At 72.0% G+C, this 21,879-nt stretch carries 19 protein-coding genes; 10 read left to right on the top strand and 9 right to left on the bottom strand.

Translation table 11 applies throughout. The features are described from left to right. Positions 1 to 3: 3 nt before the first annotated feature. Both QF037_RS39880 and QF037_RS39875 read left to right on the top strand, forming a co-directional pair. Positions 4 to 1,644: a hypothetical protein gene (locus tag QF037_RS39880; protein WP_307033845.1), complete on the top strand. Its 1,641-nt coding sequence runs from the start codon at positions 4 to 6 to the stop codon at positions 1,642 to 1,644. A gap of 17 nt (positions 1,645 to 1,661) precedes the next feature. Beyond that, positions 1,662 to 2,906, top strand: coding sequence for a CHAT domain-containing protein (locus QF037_RS39875; protein ID WP_307033843.1), 1,245 nt, complete (start codon positions 1,662 to 1,664; stop codon positions 2,904 to 2,906). Here the strand turns inward: QF037_RS39875 and QF037_RS39870 are convergent. The 5 genes from QF037_RS39870 to QF037_RS39850 all read right to left on the bottom strand — a co-directional run bounded on the left by QF037_RS39870 (position 2,899) and on the right by QF037_RS39850 (position 10,823). Beyond that, a complete protein-coding gene (locus QF037_RS39870) occupies positions 2,899 to 3,774 on the bottom strand; it encodes a DUF3592 domain-containing protein (RefSeq protein ID WP_307033840.1) in 876 nt (291 codons plus the stop codon). The two genes, QF037_RS39875 and QF037_RS39870, sit on opposite strands and share 8 nt — an antisense overlap. Before the next feature lie 87 nt (positions 3,775 to 3,861). After that, on the bottom strand, positions 3,862 to 4,815 hold the full coding sequence (locus QF037_RS39865; RefSeq protein ID WP_307033838.1) for an SMI1/KNR4 family protein: 954 nt from the start codon (positions 4,813 to 4,815) through the stop codon (positions 3,862 to 3,864). A gap of 111 nt (positions 4,816 to 4,926) precedes the next feature. Next, positions 4,927 to 7,890, bottom strand: coding sequence for a tetratricopeptide repeat protein (locus tag QF037_RS39860; protein WP_307033836.1), 2,964 nt, complete (start codon positions 7,888 to 7,890; stop codon positions 4,927 to 4,929). A gap of 2 nt (positions 7,891 to 7,892) precedes the next feature. Next, the gene (locus QF037_RS39855) at positions 7,893 to 9,728 is read right to left on the bottom strand and encodes an HSP90 family protein (protein WP_307033833.1); all 1,836 of its coding nucleotides are present in this window, start codon (positions 9,726 to 9,728) and stop codon (positions 7,893 to 7,895) included. A 108-nt stretch (positions 9,729 to 9,836) separates the two neighbouring features. After that, positions 9,837 to 10,823, bottom strand: a complete 987-nt coding sequence (locus QF037_RS39850; protein WP_307033831.1) for a hypothetical protein — start codon at positions 10,821 to 10,823, stop codon at positions 9,837 to 9,839. A gap of 341 nt (positions 10,824 to 11,164) precedes the next feature. Here QF037_RS39850 and QF037_RS39845 point away from each other — a divergent pair, with 341 nt between their 5' ends. The 5 genes from QF037_RS39845 to QF037_RS39825 all read left to right on the top strand — a co-directional run bounded on the left by QF037_RS39845 (position 11,165) and on the right by QF037_RS39825 (position 16,813). Then, positions 11,165 to 11,551 (top strand): hypothetical protein, encoded by a 387-nt coding sequence (locus tag QF037_RS39845; protein WP_307033829.1) that lies wholly within the window; start codon positions 11,165 to 11,167, stop codon positions 11,549 to 11,551. Positions 11,552 to 11,592: 41 nt separating this feature from the next. After that, on the top strand, positions 11,593 to 12,768 hold the full coding sequence (locus tag QF037_RS39840; protein WP_307033827.1) for an ATP-grasp domain-containing protein: 1,176 nt from the start codon (positions 11,593 to 11,595) through the stop codon (positions 12,766 to 12,768). A 161-nt stretch (positions 12,769 to 12,929) separates the two neighbouring features. Beyond that, complete coding sequence (locus QF037_RS39835) at positions 12,930 to 13,610, top strand: class I SAM-dependent DNA methyltransferase (RefSeq protein WP_373463869.1); 681 nt, start codon at positions 12,930 to 12,932, stop codon at positions 13,608 to 13,610. A gap of 52 nt (positions 13,611 to 13,662) precedes the next feature. Beyond that, positions 13,663 to 15,474: a SpoIIE family protein phosphatase gene (locus QF037_RS39830; protein ID WP_373463868.1), complete on the top strand. Its 1,812-nt coding sequence runs from the start codon at positions 13,663 to 13,665 to the stop codon at positions 15,472 to 15,474. 76 nt (positions 15,475 to 15,550) lie between these two features. Further along, on the top strand, positions 15,551 to 16,813 hold the full coding sequence (locus QF037_RS39825; protein WP_307033825.1) for a YhgE/Pip domain-containing protein: 1,263 nt from the start codon (positions 15,551 to 15,553) through the stop codon (positions 16,811 to 16,813). A 33-nt stretch (positions 16,814 to 16,846) separates the two neighbouring features. Here QF037_RS39825 and QF037_RS39820 read toward each other — a convergent pair whose 3' ends face one another. Next, complete coding sequence (locus QF037_RS39820) at positions 16,847 to 17,815, bottom strand: alpha/beta hydrolase (RefSeq protein WP_307033823.1); 969 nt, start codon at positions 17,813 to 17,815, stop codon at positions 16,847 to 16,849. 184 nt (positions 17,816 to 17,999) lie between these two features. Here QF037_RS39820 and QF037_RS39815 point away from each other — a divergent pair, with 184 nt between their 5' ends. Further along, entirely contained in the window at positions 18,000 to 18,452 is a 453-nt protein-coding gene (locus tag QF037_RS39815; protein WP_307033821.1) for a MarR family winged helix-turn-helix transcriptional regulator, read from the top strand. Between the two features lie 3 nt (positions 18,453 to 18,455). Here the strand turns inward: QF037_RS39815 and QF037_RS39810 are convergent, their stop codons facing one another. Continuing rightward, the gene (locus QF037_RS39810) at positions 18,456 to 18,911 is read right to left on the bottom strand and encodes an SRPBCC domain-containing protein (protein WP_307033819.1); all 456 of its coding nucleotides are present in this window, start codon (positions 18,909 to 18,911) and stop codon (positions 18,456 to 18,458) included. 61 nt (positions 18,912 to 18,972) lie between these two features. Here QF037_RS39810 and QF037_RS39805 point away from each other — a divergent pair, with 61 nt between their 5' ends. After that, positions 18,973 to 19,332 carry a DUF779 domain-containing protein gene (locus QF037_RS39805; protein ID WP_307033817.1) on the top strand — a complete coding sequence of 120 codons (360 nt, stop codon included), beginning with the start codon at positions 18,973 to 18,975 and terminating at the stop codon, positions 19,330 to 19,332. A 65-nt stretch (positions 19,333 to 19,397) separates the two neighbouring features. Next, positions 19,398 to 20,636, top strand: a complete 1,239-nt coding sequence (locus QF037_RS39800; protein WP_307033815.1) for a phosphodiester glycosidase family protein — start codon at positions 19,398 to 19,400, stop codon at positions 20,634 to 20,636. Between the two features lie 3 nt (positions 20,637 to 20,639). On the opposite strand, the gene QF037_RS39795 is transcribed toward QF037_RS39800, so the two are convergent. Together QF037_RS39795 and QF037_RS39790 are read right to left on the bottom strand one after the other, a co-directional pair. After that, entirely contained in the window at positions 20,640 to 20,834 is a 195-nt protein-coding gene (locus QF037_RS39795) for a hypothetical protein (RefSeq protein WP_307033813.1), read from the bottom strand. A 111-nt stretch (positions 20,835 to 20,945) separates the two neighbouring features. After that, entirely contained in the window at positions 20,946 to 21,809 is an 864-nt protein-coding gene (locus tag QF037_RS39790) for a phosphatidylinositol-specific phospholipase C/glycerophosphodiester phosphodiesterase family protein (RefSeq protein ID WP_307033811.1), read from the bottom strand. Positions 21,810 to 21,879: the final 70 nt, after the last annotated feature.

Genomic DNA, 21,879 nt, shown 5'->3' with positions numbered 1-21,879 from the left:
CCCATGCAGGAGGACCCGCAAGACCCGGCCGCCGCCGCGGACCGGGAAGAGCAGGCGGCGGGGCTCAGCTACGGCGAGCCCTTCGACAGCGGCTTCGCGCTCGCCGAACGCCATCAACTCACCCCGGATCTCCCGGCGGCGCTGGCCGTCTACGGCGAACTCCTCGCCGTGGCAGAGTCGTTCGAGGACTCCCCCGACGTAGAGCTGCTGCGCGGGCACCTGTTGTCCGACATCGGGACGGTTCAGCTCGCGGCCACGGATCTGCCCGGGGCGACCCTGTCCATCGGGCGGTCACTCGATCTGGTGCGGGGCATCGCGTCCGTGCCGATGGGACCGAACGGCCGCCGGCTGTGGCAGGAGGTCCTGCTGAAGACACTCCTGGCCAAGGTCGAACTGCTGCGCAGGACGGGGCGGTTCGACGAGGCGCAGGAGGTGATGGACGAGGCGACGGCCCTGTTGTCGGAGTTCGACGACCCCGAGGGACTGCGCACCGCCGAGACCGGCCTGAGCCGGGTGCATCTGCTGATGGACCGCAGCACGTGGGGCGCGGCCGAGGAACTGGCCTCCGCGCTGCTGGCCGACGCGCCGCCGACCGAGCCGTATCTGCTGGACTGTCTGGGGGTCGTCTGCGCCTCGACCATGCGGTTCGAGCAGGCGGAGGACTACTTCGCCCGCGCGGAGGAGGCCTATCTGACGCTGGGCCACCACGCGGGGCGTCAACAGGTGCTCTCCCACCGGGCGTACGCGGCGCTGCGGGCGGGCGACCTCGACCGAGCGGAGGAGCTGTACGCGGAGGCCGCCGAGATCTTCGAACGGCAGGGCCAGGCCGAGGACTTGGCCGTCTGCGAACAGGCCCGTGCCGCCATCGCCGCACACCGCGGGGACGCGGCCGGAGCTGCCGCTCTGACGGCCTCCAGCCTCGCCCGCTTCCAGCAGGTCGGTGCCGCGATCGCCGCCGCCGACACCATGCTGATGAGTGCCCGGCACGCGTACGAGCGGGGTGACATCGACGAGATGAAGCGGCTCGCCCAGGGCGCGCGGGACGTGTACCAGGAACGCGGGGTGTACGAGCGGTGCGCCCAGGTGGACCTGATGCTCGCGCGAACCCTTGAGGACAACCTGAACCGGACCGACCACGGCGTCCACGAACGCACCTCGCTCGCCAACGCTCTGTCCCTCGCCCTGCCCGCCGCCCTGACGCTGGAAGCGGCCCGCTACGACTTCGCCACCGCCCACGCCCGCAGCCAGTGGCTCCAACTGGCCGACGAGGCGATGCAGTTGGTCTTCCGCCTGGCCCTCCGCAGCAACGACCAAGGGCTGATCTTCGAACTGGTGGAACACCGGTGCGCGGGCGCCTCGCTGGCGCTGAGCCGCACATCAACCACCGACAAGGCGGCGGTCTTCCCGGACGCCGCCATGAAGACGTACGCCCCCGATGACGACGCTCCCCTGACGCTGGGCGGCATCGCGGCCGAGGCCGCCGCCTCCGTCGGCCTGCGGGTCGCACCGCCACCGAAGATCGTGATGTCGGCGGAGGCGGGCGGCCGTACCGCGCTCCAGGAGTACGTCCAGGCAGCCGAGTTCCGTTATCACCGGCGGATCGTGAGCGAGGAAGAGGTGCCGTTCTGTCCGCCGACGCTCTGACCGACGCGAACCGTCCGGTGGTCCAGGTCCGCCTCGCCGACGCCGGTGACCTGCACATGACCTGGACATGGGTCCGTGGGGCCCAGGGCTTCGGCACCGGGTACGCCCCGGGTCCGGACGTGGACGAGGCCGTCCGCGCGCTGGCCGCCGAACTGCCGGGCGGCGGCGCGGAAGGCATGCGGCGCGTGTTCGAGTCCGGCGCGCTGGCCACGTACGAGGGAGAGCGCCGCCTCTCCCGCATGCTGGCCGAGGTGCTGTGGCCGCCGGGCCTGACCGACCAGATCCGCCAGGTGTCCGCGCACCTGGGCCGTCCGCTGATGCGGCTCCAGCCGTCGCCCCGGGTCGCCCAGGTCCCGTGGGAGCTGCTCGCCGTGGACGGTGACGACAGCGACGTACGGCTGATCGACCTCGTGGACATCGCCACCACGGCACCGGCATCGCTACGACACGCAGGCACCACCCCGACCGATCAGGACCCGGACTCGGACGCCGTGGTTCTCGTCCTGGACCCCCGTGTTCCCGGCTTCCGCGCCGACTCCCCGCTCGGCTCGGTCCTGGGGCAGCCCGGCTCGGACCCGGCACTGCTGTCCCTCGTACAGCGGAGGCTCGACGCGGGCACCGTCGTACCGTCCGTCGCCACCCCCGCCGAGGCCTTCCGCCGCACCGACCTCGACCGCGACTGGCTGGGCGAGGCGCTGCGCAAGGGTGCCCGTCGCCTGATGTACGTCGGTCACGTCAGCGGCGCCCCCGTCGAGGGCGGGCAGAGCGAGGACATCACCCTCCACCTGTGCTGCGGCCCGGAGACCACGGGGATGACCGAACCGGTGCGCACCCACCGCCCGTTGTCCGCCAAGGACCTTCTCCTCGGCACGCTCCCGCTGCGCGCGGACGGCGTGCCGGGCGCTGAACTCTGGCCCGCACCGCCGCGCGTCGCGCTGATCGCCTGCGAGAGCGGCGGCGATCTCCGCTTCGCCGAGTCCTTCGGCCTGGCGACGGCGCTGATCCACAACGGTGCCCACCTGGTCACCGCCACCCGCTGGGTGCTCCCCACCAGCTTCGCCTTCCACCGCCTGGCCGGTCTGCCTCAGTCCGTACGGCCCCTCACGGAGGCCGTGGTCGCCGTGGACGCGGCCCACGAGGACCATGACCCGGTCCGCCGTCTCGGTGCCTGGCAGCGGCAGCAGCTCGACCGGTGGCGCGCCGACGGCCCGATCGAGCACTCGCCTCTCCTCTGGGCGGCTCTGACCTGCATCGTCAGGTGAGGAGCCAGGGGTGGTGGAGGCAGTAACCGCCCACCCCGACCAGGGCGATCCCGGTGACCAGCAGGGTGGCGACGAACCTGCTGTGCGACGTGCGCTCACGGCGTTCGTGGTCGGGGTCGGCGGTGAGGAGGGACGGATCGGCGGGCGCGTAACGGAGGGGAATGTCGCGGCCGAGGGACCCGGCGATGTTCCGGATGCCCTGCGCGCACAGCGCGGTGACCTCGACGCCCTCGTGGGTGGTGAAGGCGACGACGGAGGCGTGGCTGACGCTCTCGCCGCCTTCGGCGTCGGAGTGGACGTCCCTGGTGACGGCGATCACGCGACCCTGGACGGTGACGCCCTCGGCCAGTTGAGCGGCGCGGGCGCGGACGTGCTCGCCGTCCCGGCTCAGCGCGACGACGAGGAGGAGCAGGCCACCGACGCAGATCAGCCCCCACTGCCAGCCCCACGCGAAGAACGACTGGACGACCAGTCCCAACACCAGCAGGATCACCATGCAGTTCGGCCCGCCGGTCCCGGAGGTCCGCCCCTCGCTGTCCAGCATGAGGAAGAACCGCTCCGGCCGCCGCCGCGCAAACCGGACCGGGAACTCCTGTCCCACCCAGGCCACTTGCACCCGGTCGCCACGCCTGTTCTCGTGCCGCAGCCTGAACTCCCGACCGGTGCCGGGGTCCTGGTACACGATCGTCACCGGTATCCCGTGCTCCCCCGGCTCACCGTGTCCCGGCGGATGCACCTCCACGACCCGAGCCGTCACCCACACCGCCCGCTGCGGCCGCGTCAGCCCGGCCAGCGAACACGCGTAACCCAGCAACGCCAGCCCCGCGGGCACCGTCCACCACAGCCCGAGCATCTTCTGCAGGTCCATGCGGCGAGGCTTTCGTTGCCGGGACTCCTACCGATCCCAGGTTCGGGTCGGGCCGGACATGCGGTGATCTGTTGTCGGCTGCCGGTGTCAGCCCGTCAGGGGCTGCCACCTGTCTCCCCGCACGGGGTCGATGCTGCTGAGCCACACCAACGTCCCACCGATCAGGCCCGGCTTGTCCCGCGCGGCCAGGGCCGGGAACTCCAGCGTGTCGGCCATCTCTTCCAGATAGGTGACCAGGGTGTCGCGTTCCTCGTCCGGCTCTTCGTGGTAGCGGGACCAACGGCCCAGAAAGCCGGTTGCGGCGTCCAGGTACAGGCCCGAGGTGTGATCGGTCGGCCCGAGGGCGATCACCGGAATCCAGGTGGCCCGCCACACCGTGACCCGCTCCTCCTCGGGGCGACCGGAGTTGAGGGGGTCCTTTTGTACCTGCGCGGCCGTCTTCATGCGGTGGACGGCGCTCACGGCCTCCAGGGTCATCAGGGCCTTGTTGCCCGGAAGGCAGCCCCAGCCGTGGGCTCCGTCGTCGCCCGCCGTCAGCAGCCACAGGGCGCGCAGCTCCACGGGTAACGGGATGCCGAGGTCACCCTCCACGGCGGCGACGGCAGCGGCGCTCGCGCCGGCCCGAAGGGCCGCATGAGAGTCGGGGGCATTGGCCCGGAGCCAGCCGGTGATGCGCCGCCAGGCGTCCGCGACCTCCCGTACGGTGACCGCCTCGGCCCCGGGAACGGCAGGCCGCTCCTGATGCCGCCCCTGCGGTTCCTGCCGGTCGGGGTTGTCGGCGGCGGGCTGGACGAAGGAGGCCGGGGTCACGTACCGGATCTCGAGCCGGTCGAGCTCGCGAATGTAGCCGACGGCCAGGGCGGGGCAGTCCTCGAAGAGGTCGCCGTCGATCATCACGGTGAGGATGCCGGGCAGAGCCGAGGGCTCTCCCATGTCCGGGTCGTCCGCCAGCCGGCCGGCCAGGACCTTCAGCGCATAGGGCACACCCTCTCCGAGCTGGGAAGCGGTCTCACGGACGTGCGGGGCGATCTCGATGTTCACGGCCTGATGCTCCTTGCGGATCGGGGGACACAGCCCTTCACACGGGAGGGCGCGGAAGTCGGCGGTGGCTCGGACGTGCCCGCCGCACGTCCACGCCGGGCGCCCGTCGCGTCACTCCTCGTCGCGCAGTCGGGCCGCCAACGCGGTCAGGGGCTCGGTCTCCTCGGTGTGGCCCAGGGCGGTCAGGTGGGAGACGGCCGCGTCGAGGCGGGTGAGGGCGGGGGCGGGGCGCTCCAGGTAGAGGCCCTCCACGGCGCCCGCGAGGCGGACGCACTCGGCCCATTCGCCGGCGTCGTCGTCCCGCCCCGGCTCGCCGAGCAGGGCGAGGGCCTTGTCCAGGGCGATCAGGGCGTCGTCGTACGCACCGGCGTAGGCGTTGACCCGACCGTGTTCGTAGGCCAGGGCGCTGTCCAGGGAGCGGCCATGGGCCTGGTAGTCGGCGGCGCGCGCCTCGTCGGCGACGCGGCCCGCGTCGGTGAGGTAGGCGAGCGCTTCGGTCAGGCCGTCGGGGCCCTGCTGCTGGGCCTGGAGGCGGGCGAGTTCGCGCAGGGAGTTGCTGAGGTGCTCGAAGCGCGGGGCCCGGGCGTGGGCGGCGAGGGCCTGGTCCGCGACGTCGCGGGCCCGCTCGAACTCGCCGGACTCGCCGAGGAGTACGGCGGTCTCCGCGGCGATCATGGCGTGGCTCCCCGGGTCGTCGTCCCAGCCGGCCGACTCGGCGGACAGGGCGACGAACTCCGCCGTGGCGGCCTTGAGGTCCTCCCCCGTGTGCAGCGCGCGGGCGCGGGTCAGCCGCAGCTGGGCGACGATCCGGTCGTTCAACTCCCCGCCGGTGACGTCCGGTTCGGCCAGCAGGGAGTCGAGCAGCGCGATGCAGTCCTCGACACGGCCCAGGTCGAGGCTGAGCTGGGCGGCGTTGCTGTAGGTGCAGAACGCGTCCGTCCGGCTGCCGCGGCACAGTTCCAGTTCCGCGGAGCGCGTCAGATGCCGTAGTGCCTCTTCGGGGCGGCCCAGGTACAGGCAGGCCTGGGCCATGTCCCCGTGGAGGCGGGCGGTGTCGACGGTGTCGGCGGGCCAGTCTGCGGCCAGTCGCAGGGCCTCGGACAGGTCCGCGTGCGCGGCCTGCGCGTCCTGGAGGCCGAACCGGAACCGGCCGCGCAGTCCGAGCGTGCGGGGCAGGTGCCAGGCGGGGCCCTGCGCCTTCAGCCGGTCGAGGAGCGCGTCGATCTCGGTGACCGCGGTGGGCAGGTTGCCGGAGATGGCGTGGGTGCTGGCCCGCAGCAGCAGGGCGCCGGAGATCTGCCCGTCGAGGGCGTGCCGGGTGGCGAACGCGTGCAGCGCGTCCACCTCGGCGAAGACCGGTGCGACATGGTCCTCACTGCCCGAGGTCTGCAGGCGCAGGGCGAGCGCGGTCGCCCGCAGCCGCAGCAGGCGGGCCTCCTGGTACGGGGCGAGTCCCGGCGTCTCCTCATGGAGGCGGACGATGGACGCGTGCGCGGCGGTCAGCGCCGCGGCCTTCGCCTCGGCTCCGTCGGCGCTCTCCCCTGCGTCGCTCTCCCCCTCCGCCCGCTCCGCGGGGATCTCGGCGGTGGCGAGCAGGGCGCAGGCGCGGGCGAGCGCCGCGTGGCCGGGCAGTCCGGCGTCGTCGTACAGGGCCGCGGCCTCCTCGTGGAGGGCGGCGGCGTCGGCGAACCCGTCCTTCTCGCCCGCCCGGTTCCCTTCGTCGGCCAGCAGGTCCGCGCGCAGCCGCAGGAGCGAGCCCACGGCCGGGTCGTCGGGGTGGGTGTAGTCACGGGCGGCCGCCAGCGTGCGCAGCCGCGCCCAGCAGGCGACTGCGTCCGGGTGCCCCTCCTCCTCCGCCGCTCGCGCCCTGAGAACGAGTTCGGGCAGCGCTTCGGGGACGGCGGCGGTCGTACGGGCGACGGGCACGGTGACCGGTGCCGGGGCCGCGTCGTCGAGGCTGCGGGGGCGCAGGGTCAGTTCCAGCGCGTCCAGGAGCGGGGCCCGGTCGAGACGGGCCCTGCGGCGGTCGGCGTGGGCCGTGGTTCCGTTGCGGGTGTCGAAGCGGGCGGCGAGGTCGTCGGCGCGCTTGCGGACCTCGGCGCGCAGCCCGGACACCGTCCAGGTGCGGCCCGCGTATCCGACGGTGGGCAGGTCGCCGTGGCCGAGGACTTCGACGCGCTGGAGGAGGACCTCCACGCCGGTGAGGAAGCCGAACTGGTCCAGCGGCGAGTCGACCTCGTCGAACAGGTTCCGGTTCTCGGCGAGCAGTTCCAGACCGCGTGCCTCGTTGCCGGTGAGCGCGCAGAACTCCAGGTGCCGGCCGACCTCCTCGGACATCGAGGGGTTGCGGCGGCAGGCGCGGTAGCCGACGAGGTGCAGTTCGCGGGCCCGGTCGGTGCGGCCGGTACGCAGCAGGGGCAGCAGCGCGTACGAGGCGGAGCGGGCCGGCTCCTCCTTGCAGGACTCCTTCCCGGCCAGGACGGGCTCCCAGGTGCGCAGGGCCCGCTCGTCGTCGCCCGCCCTGAGGTGGTAGCGGGCGCGCTGACAGGTCTCGCAGGCCTCGCAGTCGCTGAGCCGGGTGCGGGTGCGGCTTGCCCACAACTCGTAGGCGAGGGCGGTGTCCTCGCCGACGTGGACGGCGAGCTGGTACGCCTGTCCGTAGTAGGGCTGGAGGCCGAGGTCGGCCTTCTCGTACCGGTCGCGCATCTCCGTCAGCCACTGGCGCAGGCTGGTCAGGGGTATCTCGGGCAGCTGGCGCAGGGCGTGGGCCACCCACTTGAACCGCCAGAACAGCATGTGGCGCAGGCGCTCGTCGAAGATGTCGGGCTGCTCGTCGAAGAGGGTGAGCAGCCGCGCGAAGACGACCGGCGACTTCCGGGGTTCGGATCCGTAGGTGTACGCCTCCTGGAGTTCGAGGAGTGCGTGGATGAGGACGGCGGGGTCCTCGAACTGCTCGGCGGCGTCGACGAGTTCCTCGGCGGTGACGGTGCGGGTACGGCCGTACGGGCGCCGGTCGTTCTCCTGGAGCGCCTGGAACAGTTCGTCCGTGTTCTGGGGAAGGTGTGCGGTCGGCATCGTCAGCTGTCCTTGCGCAGGGCGTGGGCGAGAAGGTCGAGGAAGGAGCGGTTGATCAGGCTCGACTCGGCGGGCCTGAGCGGACGCCGGGACAGCATCGCGGCCTGTCCGTAGAGAGCTTCGGCGCTGGTGCGGGCCAGCTCGGGCTCGTCGATGGTGACGGCGGTACGGACCAGCGGGTTGAGCTGGTTGAGGATCAGCTGGGCCCGCGGCGCCTCCTGGCGCAGGGCGCCGAGGATGTCGCCCCACAGGCCGCCCTCCTGCTCCCGGGCGAGCTGGGAGCGGGTGCGTTCGTGCCGGGCCTCGCGGCTGTCCACCAGCAGGGCGGGTGCGGAGGCGGGCTGGAAGGTGCGCAGCGCGACGTCGCAGTCGAAGACGGACAGGGCGTCGCGGGCCTGGGCGAGGTAGGCCGCGGCGGCCAGTTCCGTCTCCCGGTCGACGGGGTCGAGATGGGCGGTGAGGGTCGCCGGGTCGAGGTCGGCGACGCTGACCTCGGGCCTGATCTCGGGCAGCCGGTGGACCAGTTCACGGTCGTAGGTGTAACCGCCGTTGACGACGCCCAGCCCGGCCGCCGAGGCGATCGCCGCGACCTGTCGGAACTCCTCCACGCTCGACGTCACGAGCACCGTGCGATGGGTGCGCGCGAACTCGTCGAGGGTGCAGTGGCCGTCGGTGGTCTCGAACGGCAGCCAGGGCAGCAGCATCCGCAGGATCTCGTCGTCGTGCACCGCGAGCGACTTGACGGCCAGGTGGTGGGCCTGGAGGAAGCGGTGCAGCAGGTCCGGGTCGCTGGCGGCGGCCCGGGCGATCCATGCGCGCAGCCGCTCGGCGAGGGCGTCGCGGACGGCGGCGAGGGTGTCGTCCTCGTACAGGGACTCGCGGGACGCCGTCGGGCGCAGGCTCTCGGCGTCGACGACGCAGCGGACGAAGAACGCCCACTCGGGCAGGATCTCCTCGGCCTGCTCGGACAGCAGCATGCCCTTGACGTGCACCCGGTGGCCGTGACGGCGCCCGGCCGGGACCGCCTCGGGCAGCACGCACGCGATGCCCTTCAGACCCACGGCGGGCAGGTCCAGTTCGATGGTGTCCAGCGGCGTGAAGCCGAAGACCTCCTCGCCGTACGCGGCCAGGGCGCGGGAGCGGGCTCCGGGTGTGGGGTACGTACGCGACCAGGGCGCGGGCTCGGGGTTGACCGGTGCGCTCTCGCCCGTGCCGTCGTCGAAGGTCACCTGATGGCGCAGCAGGGAGCCGAAGTGCCGGGCCAGGGCGTGCACTTGGGCCGGGCGGGTCCACTCGTCGGCGTCGGCGCGCGGGGTCAGCGTGACGGTGGTGCCGGGCCGGGGACGCGCGGAGGCGGGCAGGGTGCGGACGGTGTAGCTGCCGTCGCCGCGCCCCCGCCACTCCACGGCCGGGGCGTCCGCGGTGCGGGCGGAGCGGCTCAGGACGTGGATCTCGTCCGCGACCAGGAAGCAGGAGAGCAGGCCGATGCCGAACTGGCCGATGAAGTCGGCGCGTTGCTCGGCGATCCCCTCGGCGCGTTTGCTGCTGCGGCCGATCGTGGCGAGGAAGGTGTGTACGTCGTCCTCGGTGAGACCGACGCCGTCGTCCTCGACGCGTACGACGGAGCCGTCCGCGTACAGGCGGATGCCGAAGGCGCCGTGGGGCTCGATGGCGTGCCGTGCGGTGAGGGCGTCGACCGCGTTCTGCATCAGTTCACGCAGGTAGACGCGGGGGCTGGAGTAGAGGTGGTGGGAGAGGAGGTCCACCAGGCCGCGGAGGTCGACCTGGAAGGTACGGTCGGTGGCGGCTTGGTGGGCGGAGGAGTCGCGCAGGGGCATGAGGCAGTCCGGGGTCGAGGGAACGGCAGGGGTGGAGGGTGGTCCGCGGAGCCGGCCGAAGACGGGCGTCGACGGCGTGGCCGGTGCAGCCGCGGTATGGCCGGTGGCTCAGAAGGCCTTGCGGAAACGCGCGTACGCCTTCTCGGGGTCCGCCATGAAGGTCCACGGCCACTGGGTGATCACACCCTCGAGCTCGCGGAAGACATTGGAGGCCGTGCTGCTGCCCGCCAGCGAGAGGGCCATGGCGAAGGTGTTGTAGTCGCCCTGCCAGCCCAGGCGGCGCTCGTACGCGTGGTGCAGGATGCTGCGCTCCGCGGCCTCTCTCAACTCGGCCCGGATCCGCGGCTGTTGCAGGCACTCGCGGTCATCGGACTCCACCCACTCCTCGATATGTGCCATGGCGATGACACAGCCGAGCCGGTGCCCGTCGGGCGCGGCGGCGAAGGCCTTCCGGGCGAACTCCAGGGCCTGGCCCGGCTCTCCGCCCCAGCGGGGCTGCAGGTGCGACACCCACTCCAGATGGATGTCCAGGTTCAGCGGATCACGGCGCAGACCCGCCGCGAGCCGGGTCTCCTGGACACTGTCGTCGACGGACATACCGCGTCCCGAGGTGAGCAGATGGCGCCACGGTGTGACCCAGCCGGGCCGCAGCTCGGCGGCCTCGAGCAGATGCTCCTCTGCGATGCGCAGCCGCTCGTAGAAGGTCTGCCACTGCTCGCGACCGACGTCCACGGCACGGGCGGAGGTGCGTGCCTCCCAGCCCCAGGCGACATGGCGCGCACCCGATATCAGCAGTGCGGTCGCCCTGAGCTCCTTGTCGTCCCTGTCCTCCTCGGCGGCCCGGACGATCCACTCCTCCACACCGTCCACATCGGTCAGTTGCCCCAGGACCGCCTGTTCGCGTCCGAGGTCGAAGGGGGCCAGCGCCGCCTTGACCGCCGACCAGTCGCCCGCGTCGGCAGCCTCGACCAGCGCGAGCACGCGAGCGTCCCCCAGCGCGCGCAACGCGTACGTCCCGTGCTTCTGCTTGCGCGGCGGAAGGGCATGTGGGTGCGCCGGTCTCTCCGCACTTCTCCCGAACAGCTTGCCCAACATGCCGTGCCCTCCCCTGGTCCCGCGTGATCGTCCGGTGCAGCATAAAGGGCCCCACCGACAACGCTTCCACAGGGTTTTCACCAGTGCTTCAAGGTCCGGACACGGCGTTCAAGGCGCAGAACACCGACCCGGGGAAGACCGTCTGGCCAGGGAAGATGATCATCGGGGTCGGAGTGACACGTTCCATCTCGTAGGACAAGACGGCCCCTTGAGGTTGCTTGATGGCAACCTTATGGTGACGCAGGGCCTGGCGAGGCAGCCGTGCCCACGGAGCATCACGTCACCGTCGCCGTGAGCTGAGGGCTCGGCGATGGGGCGGACATGCACCGCATTTCTCGGAAGTGCAGCACGCGCGCAGCCTCTTCTCCGACAGTGTCGACCAGTTGGCGGTAACCCGCGTCGGCGAGCCGGATCCGGCCCAGGCGACCGTTCTGAGCGGTTCGGCGATCCCGCGCGCTGGAAGAAGCCGCGCCATCCGGGTCCCGCTGGGCCTGACCCTGGCCGGCGCCCACCGGCCCGGGATCCGCGACGTCCGCCTGATGCGCACGGACGGCGAGACCTACGGCGTCCCGGAGCTGCGCGCGGCCATCGCCATCGGCCGTGTCCTCCAGAGCGTCTACCAGCCGCACGCGGACCGCTCGGAGCACACCGGACCCGCCCTGGTCGTCTCGGACTTCGGCAACACCTGGTACCAGCGACGCCACGTACCCGCCGCGGCGGCACTGTGACACCCTCCGCTCCCGCACACCGATCCCAGGAAGGCCCTCCCATGTCCCCCGACCGTTCCGTCCTCCACCTCGGCCTGCGCCGCTCGCCCCTGGAGTGGCAGCCCGAGATCGACGCCGCCGCACAACTGGGCCACGCCGTGTACGTCTACTCCGACACCGGCCTCGGCCATCTCGGACTGCCCGACGACCGGATCGCCGCCTTCACCCGGACGGAGCCCGCCGAGGACGTGGCGGCCCGCGCCCTGCGGCAGGCACAGGACGGCGGGCACCGGCCCGCGGCGGTGCTGTGCTGGGGCGACCGGTACGTGGACATCGCCGCCAGGGTGTCGCAGGCGCTCGGCCTGCGCGGGCCCTCGGTCACCGCGGCCGCCGTGTGCCTCGACAAGGCGGCGCAGCGCCGGGCGCTGGAACCGCACGGCCTCAACCCCCGCTGGCGCACCGGAACCACGGCCGAGGAACTGATGGCCGCGGTCGGCGAGTTCGGCCTTCCCCTGATCTTCAAGCTCGCCCACTCCTCGGGCGGCCGCGGTTCCGTCGTGCTCGACGCGGACACGGAACCGGACGAGCTGATGAAGCTGACGTCCCTCAACTACGAGGACTCCGACGCCTTCCTCGTCGAGGAGTTCGTCGACGGCAGCGAGCACTCGGTCTCCGGGCTGGTGCACGGGGACGAGGTGGTGATCCTCGCCGTGTCCGACAAGTACCTGGCCCCCGGGGAACTCCGTACGACCACCACGGTCGTCCCGTCCGCGCTCACCGCGGAACAGCTCGAACGGGTCCACGAGGCGGCCGAACGCGCGGTGCGCGCCGTGGGCATCGAGACCGGCGGCTTCCACGTGGACCTGCGCTACGCCGCCGAGAGCCCCGTCGTCCTGGAGATCGGCGCACGGCTCGGCGGCGACCTGATCAACTCCCACCTCGTGCCCCTCGCCACCGACGGCGCGGCAGACCCGTACCGCTCGCTCGTCGAGACCCTCGCGGACGGCGAACTGCCCCGCCCCGCCCCCTTCGTGACCACCGCGGCGATGCACCTGCTGCCGGCCCCCGCCGACGCCGACCTCCCGGCACTGCTGTCCCGTCTCGCGGAACACCCAGGCGTGCGGGTCGCCGCCGAGTGGCCCTCCCCCGAGGACGAGGTCGTCGTGGTGGTGACGGCACAGGACCCGGACACGATCCCGGCGATCCTCGAGGACCTCCGCCGCCGGACGGGACGGTAGTCCCGCGCCTCACCGGCGGCGAGGGAGAGATCCTTCTGCTCACGGGGGAGGAGAACCTGCTGGCACGCCGACCCGGCCGGTGTGATCAGCTGCCTGCCCGCGCCCCAATCCGTATAAATGTGAAAAAATTATCCATATTGCGTCGAAGGAGGAGAATACTCGTGAGCAACCCCGCCGACGAGCTCGGCTACGGGAGCCTGCGGCTCGACCGCACCGGCCAGGCCGAGGCCTTCGACGCCATCGGCGACCGTTACGACGAGGCCTTCCCGCACAAGGAGGGCCAGGTCGCGTCCGCCGAGTGGCTCATCAGGTCCCTGCCGGCCGGGTCGCGCGTACTGGACCTGGGCTGCGGCACCGGGATCCCGACCGCGCGCCAGTTGGCGGACGGCGGCCTGGACGTCGTCGGGGTCGACCTGTCGGACCGGATGGTCACGCTCGCCCAGCGCTATGTGCCCACCGGGACATTCCACCGGGCCGACATCGCGGACCTGCGGCCCGACGGCCCCCGGGACCTCGGGCGGTTCGACGCGGTGGCCGCCTTCTTCTCCCTGCTCATGCTGCCTCGAGCCGAGATCCCCCTCGCCGTGCGGACCATCCACCACCTGCTCGTTCCGGGCGGTCTGTTCGCCCTGTCGATGGTGGAAGCCGATGTGGACGACTTCTCGATCCCGTTCATCGGCAGCACCATCCGGGTCTCCGGCTATCTCAGGGACGAGCTGCGTGAGGTCGTGGAGGCGGAGGGCTTCGAGATCGCCGAGGAGTCCTCGTACTCGTACGCTCCGGCGTCCGTGGACGTGCCGCCCGAGGTGCAGATCTTCCTGCGCTGCCGACGGCGTGGCTGACAGCCGCTGAACCGCCCGCTCCGCGCGGGCCCGTACGGCCGGAAGGAAACGCGTGACGAAGCAGCCCGGAGCCGATGGCGGCACCGGCGGGCAGTCGGCCGGGGTGCACGAGCCCTCCGGTGCCCCGCGTCGGCCCGAGGCGGGCGGCGCGGCCATGCGCCCGCCGCCCCCGGAAGCACCCGCCGGCCGCCCGATCGCCTCCGCGCCGCAGACCGACAGGCTCCGCTATCTCGACGCGGCGACCCGCCAGATCGCCCGCGGCATGAACCTCGACGAGACACTGGGCGAACTGTGCCGGGCGGCCGTCCCGGCCTTCGCCGACACGGCGTTCGTCCATCTGTACGCGCCGCTTCCGGTGGGCGACGAGAGCACCGCCGACCCCGGTGTCCTACGGCTGCACACCACGGCACCCGCCCCGGACGCCGCCACCGTCCAGGCGGCCGATGCCGTACAGCCGGCCGCGGACGGTCTGCTCACCAAGCTGCTCCGGGCCGGGCGACCGGTGTTCGGGAACACCCCGGGTCTGCGTTCCGTGGTGGCCGAGCTGCTGGGGGTGACGAACGCGCCGGGCGCGGTGCCGCCCGGACGGCGGCTGATCATCGCTCCGCTGCACGGTCGCAGCCATGTCATGGGCAGTGTGGTGCTCCTCCGGGGCCCCGAGCGGCCGGATTTCACCTACGACGACCTCCTCGTCGCCTCCCAGCTCGCCACCCACACCGCTCTCGGCATCCACAAGGCGGTGCTCTACGCGCGCGAGGCGGCCGTCGCGGACGCGTTGCAGCGCACCATGCTCCCGGCGTCGCTGCCCGAGCCGACCGGAGTCCGGCTGGCCAGCCGCTATCTGCCGTCCTCACGGACCGCGCAGGTCGGCGGCGACTGGTACGACGCGATCCCGCTGCCCGGCAACCGTGTCGCACTGGTCATCGGCGACGTGATGGGCCATTCCATGACGTCGGCCGCGATCATGGGCCAGCTGCGCACGATCGTGCAGACCCTCGCCGGGCTCGACCTCTCCCCCGACGAGATCCTGCACCACCTCGACGAGCAGGCCGAGCGGCTGGGCAGCGAGCACACGGCGACCTGCCTGTACGCCATGTACGACCCCGTGCTGCACCGGCTGCTGATGTCCAACGCCGGCCATCCGCCGCCCGTGCTCCTGCATCCCGACGGCAGCACGGAGGTCGTGCGGGTGCCGCCCGGGGCGCCGATCGGTGTCGGCGGTGGTGGCTTCGAGTCCGTCGAGATGCACGCACCGGCCGGGGCGACCCTGCTGCTGTACACGGACGGTCTGGTGGAGTCCCGCGACTCGGACGTGATGACCGGGGTGGAGCAACTGTGCGCGCGGCTGCGGGCGGGCGCCGCCTCGGGAACCGCTCCGGCGCCGGAGGAGCTGTGCGACCGTGCGCTCGGAACCCTGGGCGCGGGCGACCGGGACGACGACATCGCGCTGCTCGCCGCCCGGTTCGAGGGCATCCTGCCGGACACCGTCGCGTACTGGTACCTGGCCCCGCGTCCGCAGACCGCGGGACAGGCCCGGCGGCTGACCCGCAGAACGCTGCGCCAATGGGGCCTGGAATCCCTGCTGGAGTCCACCGAGCTCCTGGTCAGCGAGGTGGTGGCGAACGCCGTGCGGTTCGCCGGCCGGCCGATCACCCTGCGGCTGCTGCGCACGGACGTGCTCCGCTGCGAGGTGGAGGACGACTCGACCGCGGTGCCGAGAATGCGGCACGCACGCCTGAGCGACGAGGGCGGCCGGGGGTTGTTCCTGGTCGACCAGCTGGCACGGCGCTGGGGGGCGACCAGGGTGAGCACGGGCAAGGTGGTCTGGTTCGAACAGCCGCTGCCCCGCGACCCGGCCGCGTGAGCCGCTCCGCGCGCGGGACGGGCCATGATCGCGTACCACTGGGAGGAACGCGTCACCGCCCACCCCCCGGAGAGCCATGAACGACCCCGCTCCCCAGGCCCGTGCCTCCGCACTGCTCGGCCGCCCCAAGCTGTGGCTGGTACCCACCCTCCTGAGCGGACTGCTCGCCCTGCTGCTGTCCCTGCTGTACATGGGCGGCATCGTCAATCCGCAGGGCGACCTCAAGGACCTGCCGATCGCGCTCGTCAACGCCGACACCGGCAAGCCGCCGGCCGGGCAGGAGCAGAACCTGGGGACGCAGATCGCCGCGGCGATCATGTCGGACACGTCGAGCGACAAGGCAGACTGGCGGCAACTCACCCGGACGCAGGCCCAGGACGAGCTGGACTCGGGCAAGGTCTACGGAGCCCTCGTCGTCCCCGCCGACTTCACCGCCTCCGTGGGCGCGCTCACCGGCACCGGCGCCACCGCGCGGCCGACGCTCACGGTGCTCACCAACCCCGGCAAGGGCAGCCTCGGCTCCTCCCTCGCCAGTCAGATCAGCACGCAGACGGCGCACCAGGCCTCGCAGACCATCGGCAAGCAGCTCACCCGGTCGGCCCCACGCGCCGACGCCACGCAGAAGCTGTTGCTCGCCGACCCCGTGGCCGTCACCACCGAGGTGGGCCACCCCGTCGGCATCCACAGCGGCCTGGGGCTGACCGCCTTCTACTACACGCTGCTGCTCGTCCTCGCCGGCTTCATGGGCGGCAACATCGTCAGCAACGGCGTCGACACCGGCCTCGGCTACGCCGACAACGAGATCGGCCCCTGGCACACCCGGCTGCCCACCGTGCCGATCAACCGCACCCAGACGCTGCTGCTGAAGATGGCGATGACCGCGGGCATCACCGTGCTCACCGTCTCCCTGGTGATGCTCGCCTGCGTCGCGATCCTGGGCATGGACGCGACCCATCTCCCGCTGCTGTGGATCTACTCGTACTGCGCGTCACTCGCGGTCGGCCTGGGTGTGCAGGCGATCAACGCCGCGTTCGGCGGCATCGGACAGCTCGTGTCGATGTTCGTGTTCATCGTCCTGGGCCTGCCGTCCTCGGGCGCCACCGTCCCCCTCCAGGCGGTGCCGGCCTTCTACCGCTTCCTGTCCCACTTCGAGCCCATGCGCCAGCTCGGCGACGGCGTCCGCGCGATCCTCTACTTCGACGCCCGCGGCGACGCGGGCCTCACCCGCGCCTGGACGATGACCGCGATCGGCGCCGCCCTCGCCATCCTCTTCGGCTTCGCGATGACCGCCTACTACGACCGCAAGGGCCACAGCCGCCTGACGCCGCAGCCCGCCTGAGACGGGCCGCGACGCATGAGGCGGCTCACACGGTCACGCCGTACCGAGCGCGGTGCGCAGGGTGGTGATGGCCTGGTCGATCGCGGCGTGGGCGGCGTGGGTTTCGCGCAGGGCGTTGAGCATGACGAAGTCGTGGATGATGCCCTGGTAGCGGACGGCGGTGACGGGGACGCCGGCTGTGCGGAGTTTGTTGGCGTAGGCCTCGCCCTCGTCGCGCAGGACGTCGGCCTCGCCGGTGATGATGAGGGCCGGGGGCAGGCCGGTGAGCTGCTCGGTGGTGGCGCGCAGCGGGGAGGCGGTGATCTGGGCGCGGTCGGCTTCGTCGGTGGTGTACTGGTCCCAGAACCACTGCATGGCGTCGCGGCGCAGGAAGTAGCCTTCGGCGAACTGGTGGTAGGAGCCGGTGTCGAAGGCGGCGTCGGTGACCGGGTAGAACAGCACCTGCTGGACCAGCGGGACGTCCCCGCGCTGCTTGGCCATCAAGGTGAGCGCGGCACTCATGTTGCCGCCCACGGAGTCCCCGGCGACCGCGATGCGGGTGGCGTCCAGGTTCTTGGAGGTGCCTTCCTGCACGATCCACTGGGCGACGGTGTAGTTCTGCTCGATGGCGACCGGGTAGCGGGCCTCGGGGGAGAGGTCGTACTCGGGGAAGACGACCGCGGCGTTGGCGCCGGTGGCGAGTTCACGGACCAGGCGGTCGTGGGTGTGGGCGTTGCCGAAGACCCAGCCCGCGCCGTGGATGTAGAGGATCACGGGAAGGGTGCCCTCAGCGCCCGCCGGGCGCACGATCCGGGTGCGGACGCTGCCGGTGGGCCCGCCGGACACGGTGATCCATTCCTCGTCGATCGCGGGCTTGGTGATCTCCCCGGACTGCACCTCGTCGACCGCCTTACGGCCCTCGACGGGGCCCAGGTCGAAGAGGTACGGCGGGTTCGCGGTCGCCTCGACGAAGGCCTGGGCGGCGGGCTCGAGGACGGGGCGGGTGCCGGTCTGGTCGGACATGGCTGTCTCCTCGCAACGGGTGGCCGCGGGCGCGCTCCGTCGACGCTGTTCGCCAGGAGCGGCGGCACATCCATGACTGTAGCGCTCTATTTAGTCGTGCACAACTTAATCGAGTACGACTACCTATTTCGCGACTGTTTATGGCTCGATAGAATCGGGAGGACCCCATCAAAGGAGCCAGGCCATGAGCACCGCCGAACCGAAGCAGGACGGTTCCCTGTTCCTCGACGACCAGCTGTGCTTCGCCCTCTACGCCGCCTCCCGCGCGGTCACCGCCCGCTACCGGCCCCTGCTGGACGCGCTACAGCTGACCTACCCGCAGTACCTGGTCATGCTCGTGCTGTGGGAGCAGGACTCGATCTCGGTACGCGATCTGGGCACCGCGCTCCAGCTGGAGTCCAGCACCCTCTCCCCGCTGCTCAAGCGCCTGGAGGCGAACGGCCTGCTGCGCCGTGAACGCCGCCCGGAGGACGAGCGCTCGGTCTCCCTCACCCTCACCGACGCGGGAGCCGCACTGCGCGAGCGGGCGCGGACCGTGCCGGTGGCCATCGGGGACGCCATGGGACTGACCCCCGAACAGGACGCCACCGCCAAGCAGTTGCTCCGCCTGCTCACCACCAACGTCGGCGAGGTCTGACGCTCAGCCCTCGGCCAGCCGCGCGAGATGGGCCAGCGCCATCCGCGTGCCCTCCTCGTTCTGGTCCGCCGGCACGGCGTCGGGAATCCCTTCGTGCAGGACGACGACCTCGGTCCCGCCCGCCACGTCGGTGAGCGTGGTCGTCATCGTCATCGTGCCCCGCAGCGCGGCGTCCCCGGTCTCGAACTCGAACTCCTCGACCACCCGCTCGTCCGGCACGAGCTCCAGGAAACGGCCGTGGTACGTGTCGGTGTGCGAGCCGGACTTGCCGGTGCCGGTCGGCAGGTCATAGGTGAGCGAGATACGGAACGCGCCTCCCTCCCGGGCGTCGAAGGCGTGCACCTCGCTGCTCATCCCCTCGGGCACCCGCCACCTGGCGAGCGCGTCGGCGTCCACGAGCATCCGGTAGACGGCAGCACGCGGGGCGTTCACACGACAGGAGACACGGGTCGAGTACATGGCCCCACCCTGCTCCGGGGTGCAACCTTCTCGCAACGTGGCGCGTGCTGGTCTGGGGCGCATGTATGAGGAGACCCCCCGCGTCGAGCTCACCCCCGCGGCCGCCGATCTGCTGCGCCGGCTGCACGAGGTGCACGGTCCGCTGATGTTCCATCAGTCCGGCGGCTGCTGCGACGGCAGCGCCCCCATGTGCTACCCGGCGGGCGAGTTCCGCACCGGCGGCTCGGACGTGCTGCTCGCGGAGCTGGAGGTCGAGGGCGTCGGGGAGGCCGTGACGTTCTGGATGTCGCGCAGCCAGTTCGAGGTGTGGAGCCACACCCGGCTGATCGTCGACGTGGTCGAGGGGCGGGGCAGCGGCTTCTCGCTCGAAGCACCGGAAGGAGTGCGTTTCCTGATCCGTTCCCGTCTTCTCGGCTCCTAGACAGACCGCCGTCTGGTGCACTTCGTCTGAGTCCTGGGACAGTTGACGAGACCTCAGGGGGGACTGTGACGCTTCGTCAGAACAGGTTCCGAGCAGGCAGAGCGGTACTGACGTTTCTCACGGCATGCGGTGCGCTGGCCGGTGCGGTCCTGACGGGGGCGGCACCGGCCGGCGCCGCGCAGGACACCGTCCGGATCGCGTCGGGCGTCACGTACCGGCAGTACGACATCCAGGCGGCCAAGGGCCCCACGCGTGTTCATGTCCTCACCGTCGACCTGCGCGATCCGCACGTCCGGCTCGACCTGCTGCATCCGGGAGCGGTCGCGGCGCGGGCGCCCGTCTCGCAACTGGCGGACACTCAGGGCGCGGTCGCGGGTGTCAACGGTGACTTCTTCAACATCACCGAGACCCAGCACCCCGGCGTCGAGGCGACCGGCGCGAGCGTGGGCCCGGCGATCGCGCACGGCCGCACACTCAAGGCGGCCGTGCCCGACGGCCAGCGTTTCGGCCCCGCGATGCCACCGGGCACCTCCACGAGGAACGTGCTCGGCATGGGGGTCGACCGACGGGCCCGGCTCGACAGCCTGTCCCTGACCGGGTCCGTCCGCGCTCCCGGGACGCGGCTCCCGCTGGGCGGGCTCAACCAGTACGCGCTGCCGGTGAACTCCGTCGGCGCCTTCACCAGCGCCTGGGGCAGCGCCTCCCGGGTGCGTGCCACCTGCGGCACGGACACCGACCGGGCCGCCCCGTGCAGCACGGACACCTACGAGGTGACGGTCCGCCGGGGCCAGGTCGTGGCGGCCGCCGACACCCCGGGCGGCGGCCCCGTCGCAGCGGACACCACCGTGCTCGTCGGCCGGGAGGAGGGCGCGCGGCAGTTACGGAAGCTCTCCGTCGGCGAGCACGTACAGGTCCGGCACGGCCTGGTCGCCTCCGCGACCCGGATCCCGTACCGCTTCGCCATCGGCGGCTACCCGGTCCTCGACGACGGACAGCCGCTGCCCGGCCTGGACGGCACGACCGCGGCCGTGCGCACCGCCGTGGGGATCGCGGACGGCGGCCGGCGGGTGCTGCTGCTCGCGGTGGACGGCGCGGTCGCGTACCGCACGGGTCTGACCGTCGCCGAAGTCGCGGACACCATGAAGGGGCTGGGCTCGGTCGACGCCTTCAGCCTGGACGGCGGCGGATCGTCGACGCTGGTCGCCCGCGAGCCCGGGGCGAGTGCCGTATCGGTGCGCAACCACCCCACCGGCGGCGCCGAACGCCCGGTACCGAACGGCATCGGGGTCTTCTCGACCGGATGACCCTCAGGGCCGGAGGCTGCTGACGATGTCCGCCGTCGCCGTCAGACCGCTGTGGATGGTCGGGGCGATGCTCGTACTGGCCAGGTAGAAGCCGAACAGTGCGCACACCAGTGCGTGCGAGACCTTCAGCCCTCCGTTGCGCAGGAAGATCACCGCCAGGACCAGCAGCAACATCACCACAGAGATGGAAATCGCCATCGTCGGCCTCCTCCGCCACGCCAGTACGCCCGGTTCACGGCGTTCGGGCGCAAGTGTGGCGTAGCGGAGGGTTCGTCCGGGCGGCTGACCTGTCCGCCGAACGTGTGGTGTCTACGCCGGCCGGTGGGCGTCCAGGAAGGTTTCGAGGCCGGCGAGGTCGTCGGTGTTGAGGTAGTCGACGCCGGCGGCGAGCAGTTCGCCCCACAGCGCGTCACGGGCGGGACCCGCCAGGTCCGGCGTGGCCCAGAAGCGCACCTTCTGCCCGCGCGCATGGGCGGCCCGGACGATGCCGCGCAGCTTCTGCCGCTCGGCGTCGGGGAAGGCTCCCACGCCCTGCCAGGTGAAGTTGAGCGTCCAGTTGTCGCTGATCAGCGAGATGAAGGAGGCGGGCGCCGGGCTGCCGAGGTCGGCGAGGCGACCGTCGTAGAAGGCCCGTCGTACGGTCTGCGCCTCCATGGGCGCGCGGGCGGCACGGTCGCCGGAGATGACGGCCGTGACCGGGCCGGGCAGGACACGGCCGCGGGCGTACGTGGTGAACAGGTGCTTGTGGCGGCGCAGATGCCGGTCGAGTTCGAGGTACGTCGAGGAGCCCTCGGTCTTGATGTCGATGAGCAGCTGGAGGGGCCCCCGGTGACCCCGGTACACCGAGCCGTGGTTGGCCCTCACGCGGGCGGCCAGCGGGTCGAGGTAGAGGGACTCCAGGGTGCGGGCCGGGTCGAGGTCGTCCGCGGTGTGGCCGATGAGAAGCTGGTCGCCGACGAGGAAGATGTCGGCCTCGACGCTGCCGAAGCGGTGGTCGAGGGCGTCGAGGAGGGGGCGGGGGTGCTCGTAGTCGTTGTGGGCGTGGGCCCGCCACAACGGCCGCGGGCGGTGCCTCTGTTCACCCGCGAACGCGTCGGTGGCGGGCAGCGCGACGGCGCCCGCGAGGGCTGCGCCGAGGGTGGTGAGGGCTCTGCGACGGGTGGTGAGGGCCATGCCTGCCTCCCTTTGAGGGCGGTACGGGACACCGGCGAGTATGGGGTCGCCGGTCCCTCAAAGGGCATGC

It is taken from the genome of Streptomyces canus, assembly GCF_030815415.1.
Classification (GTDB): Bacteria; Actinomycetota; Actinomycetes; order Streptomycetales; family Streptomycetaceae; genus Streptomyces; species Streptomyces canus_F.
This window is presented reverse-complemented; position numbering and strand designations above follow the sequence as displayed.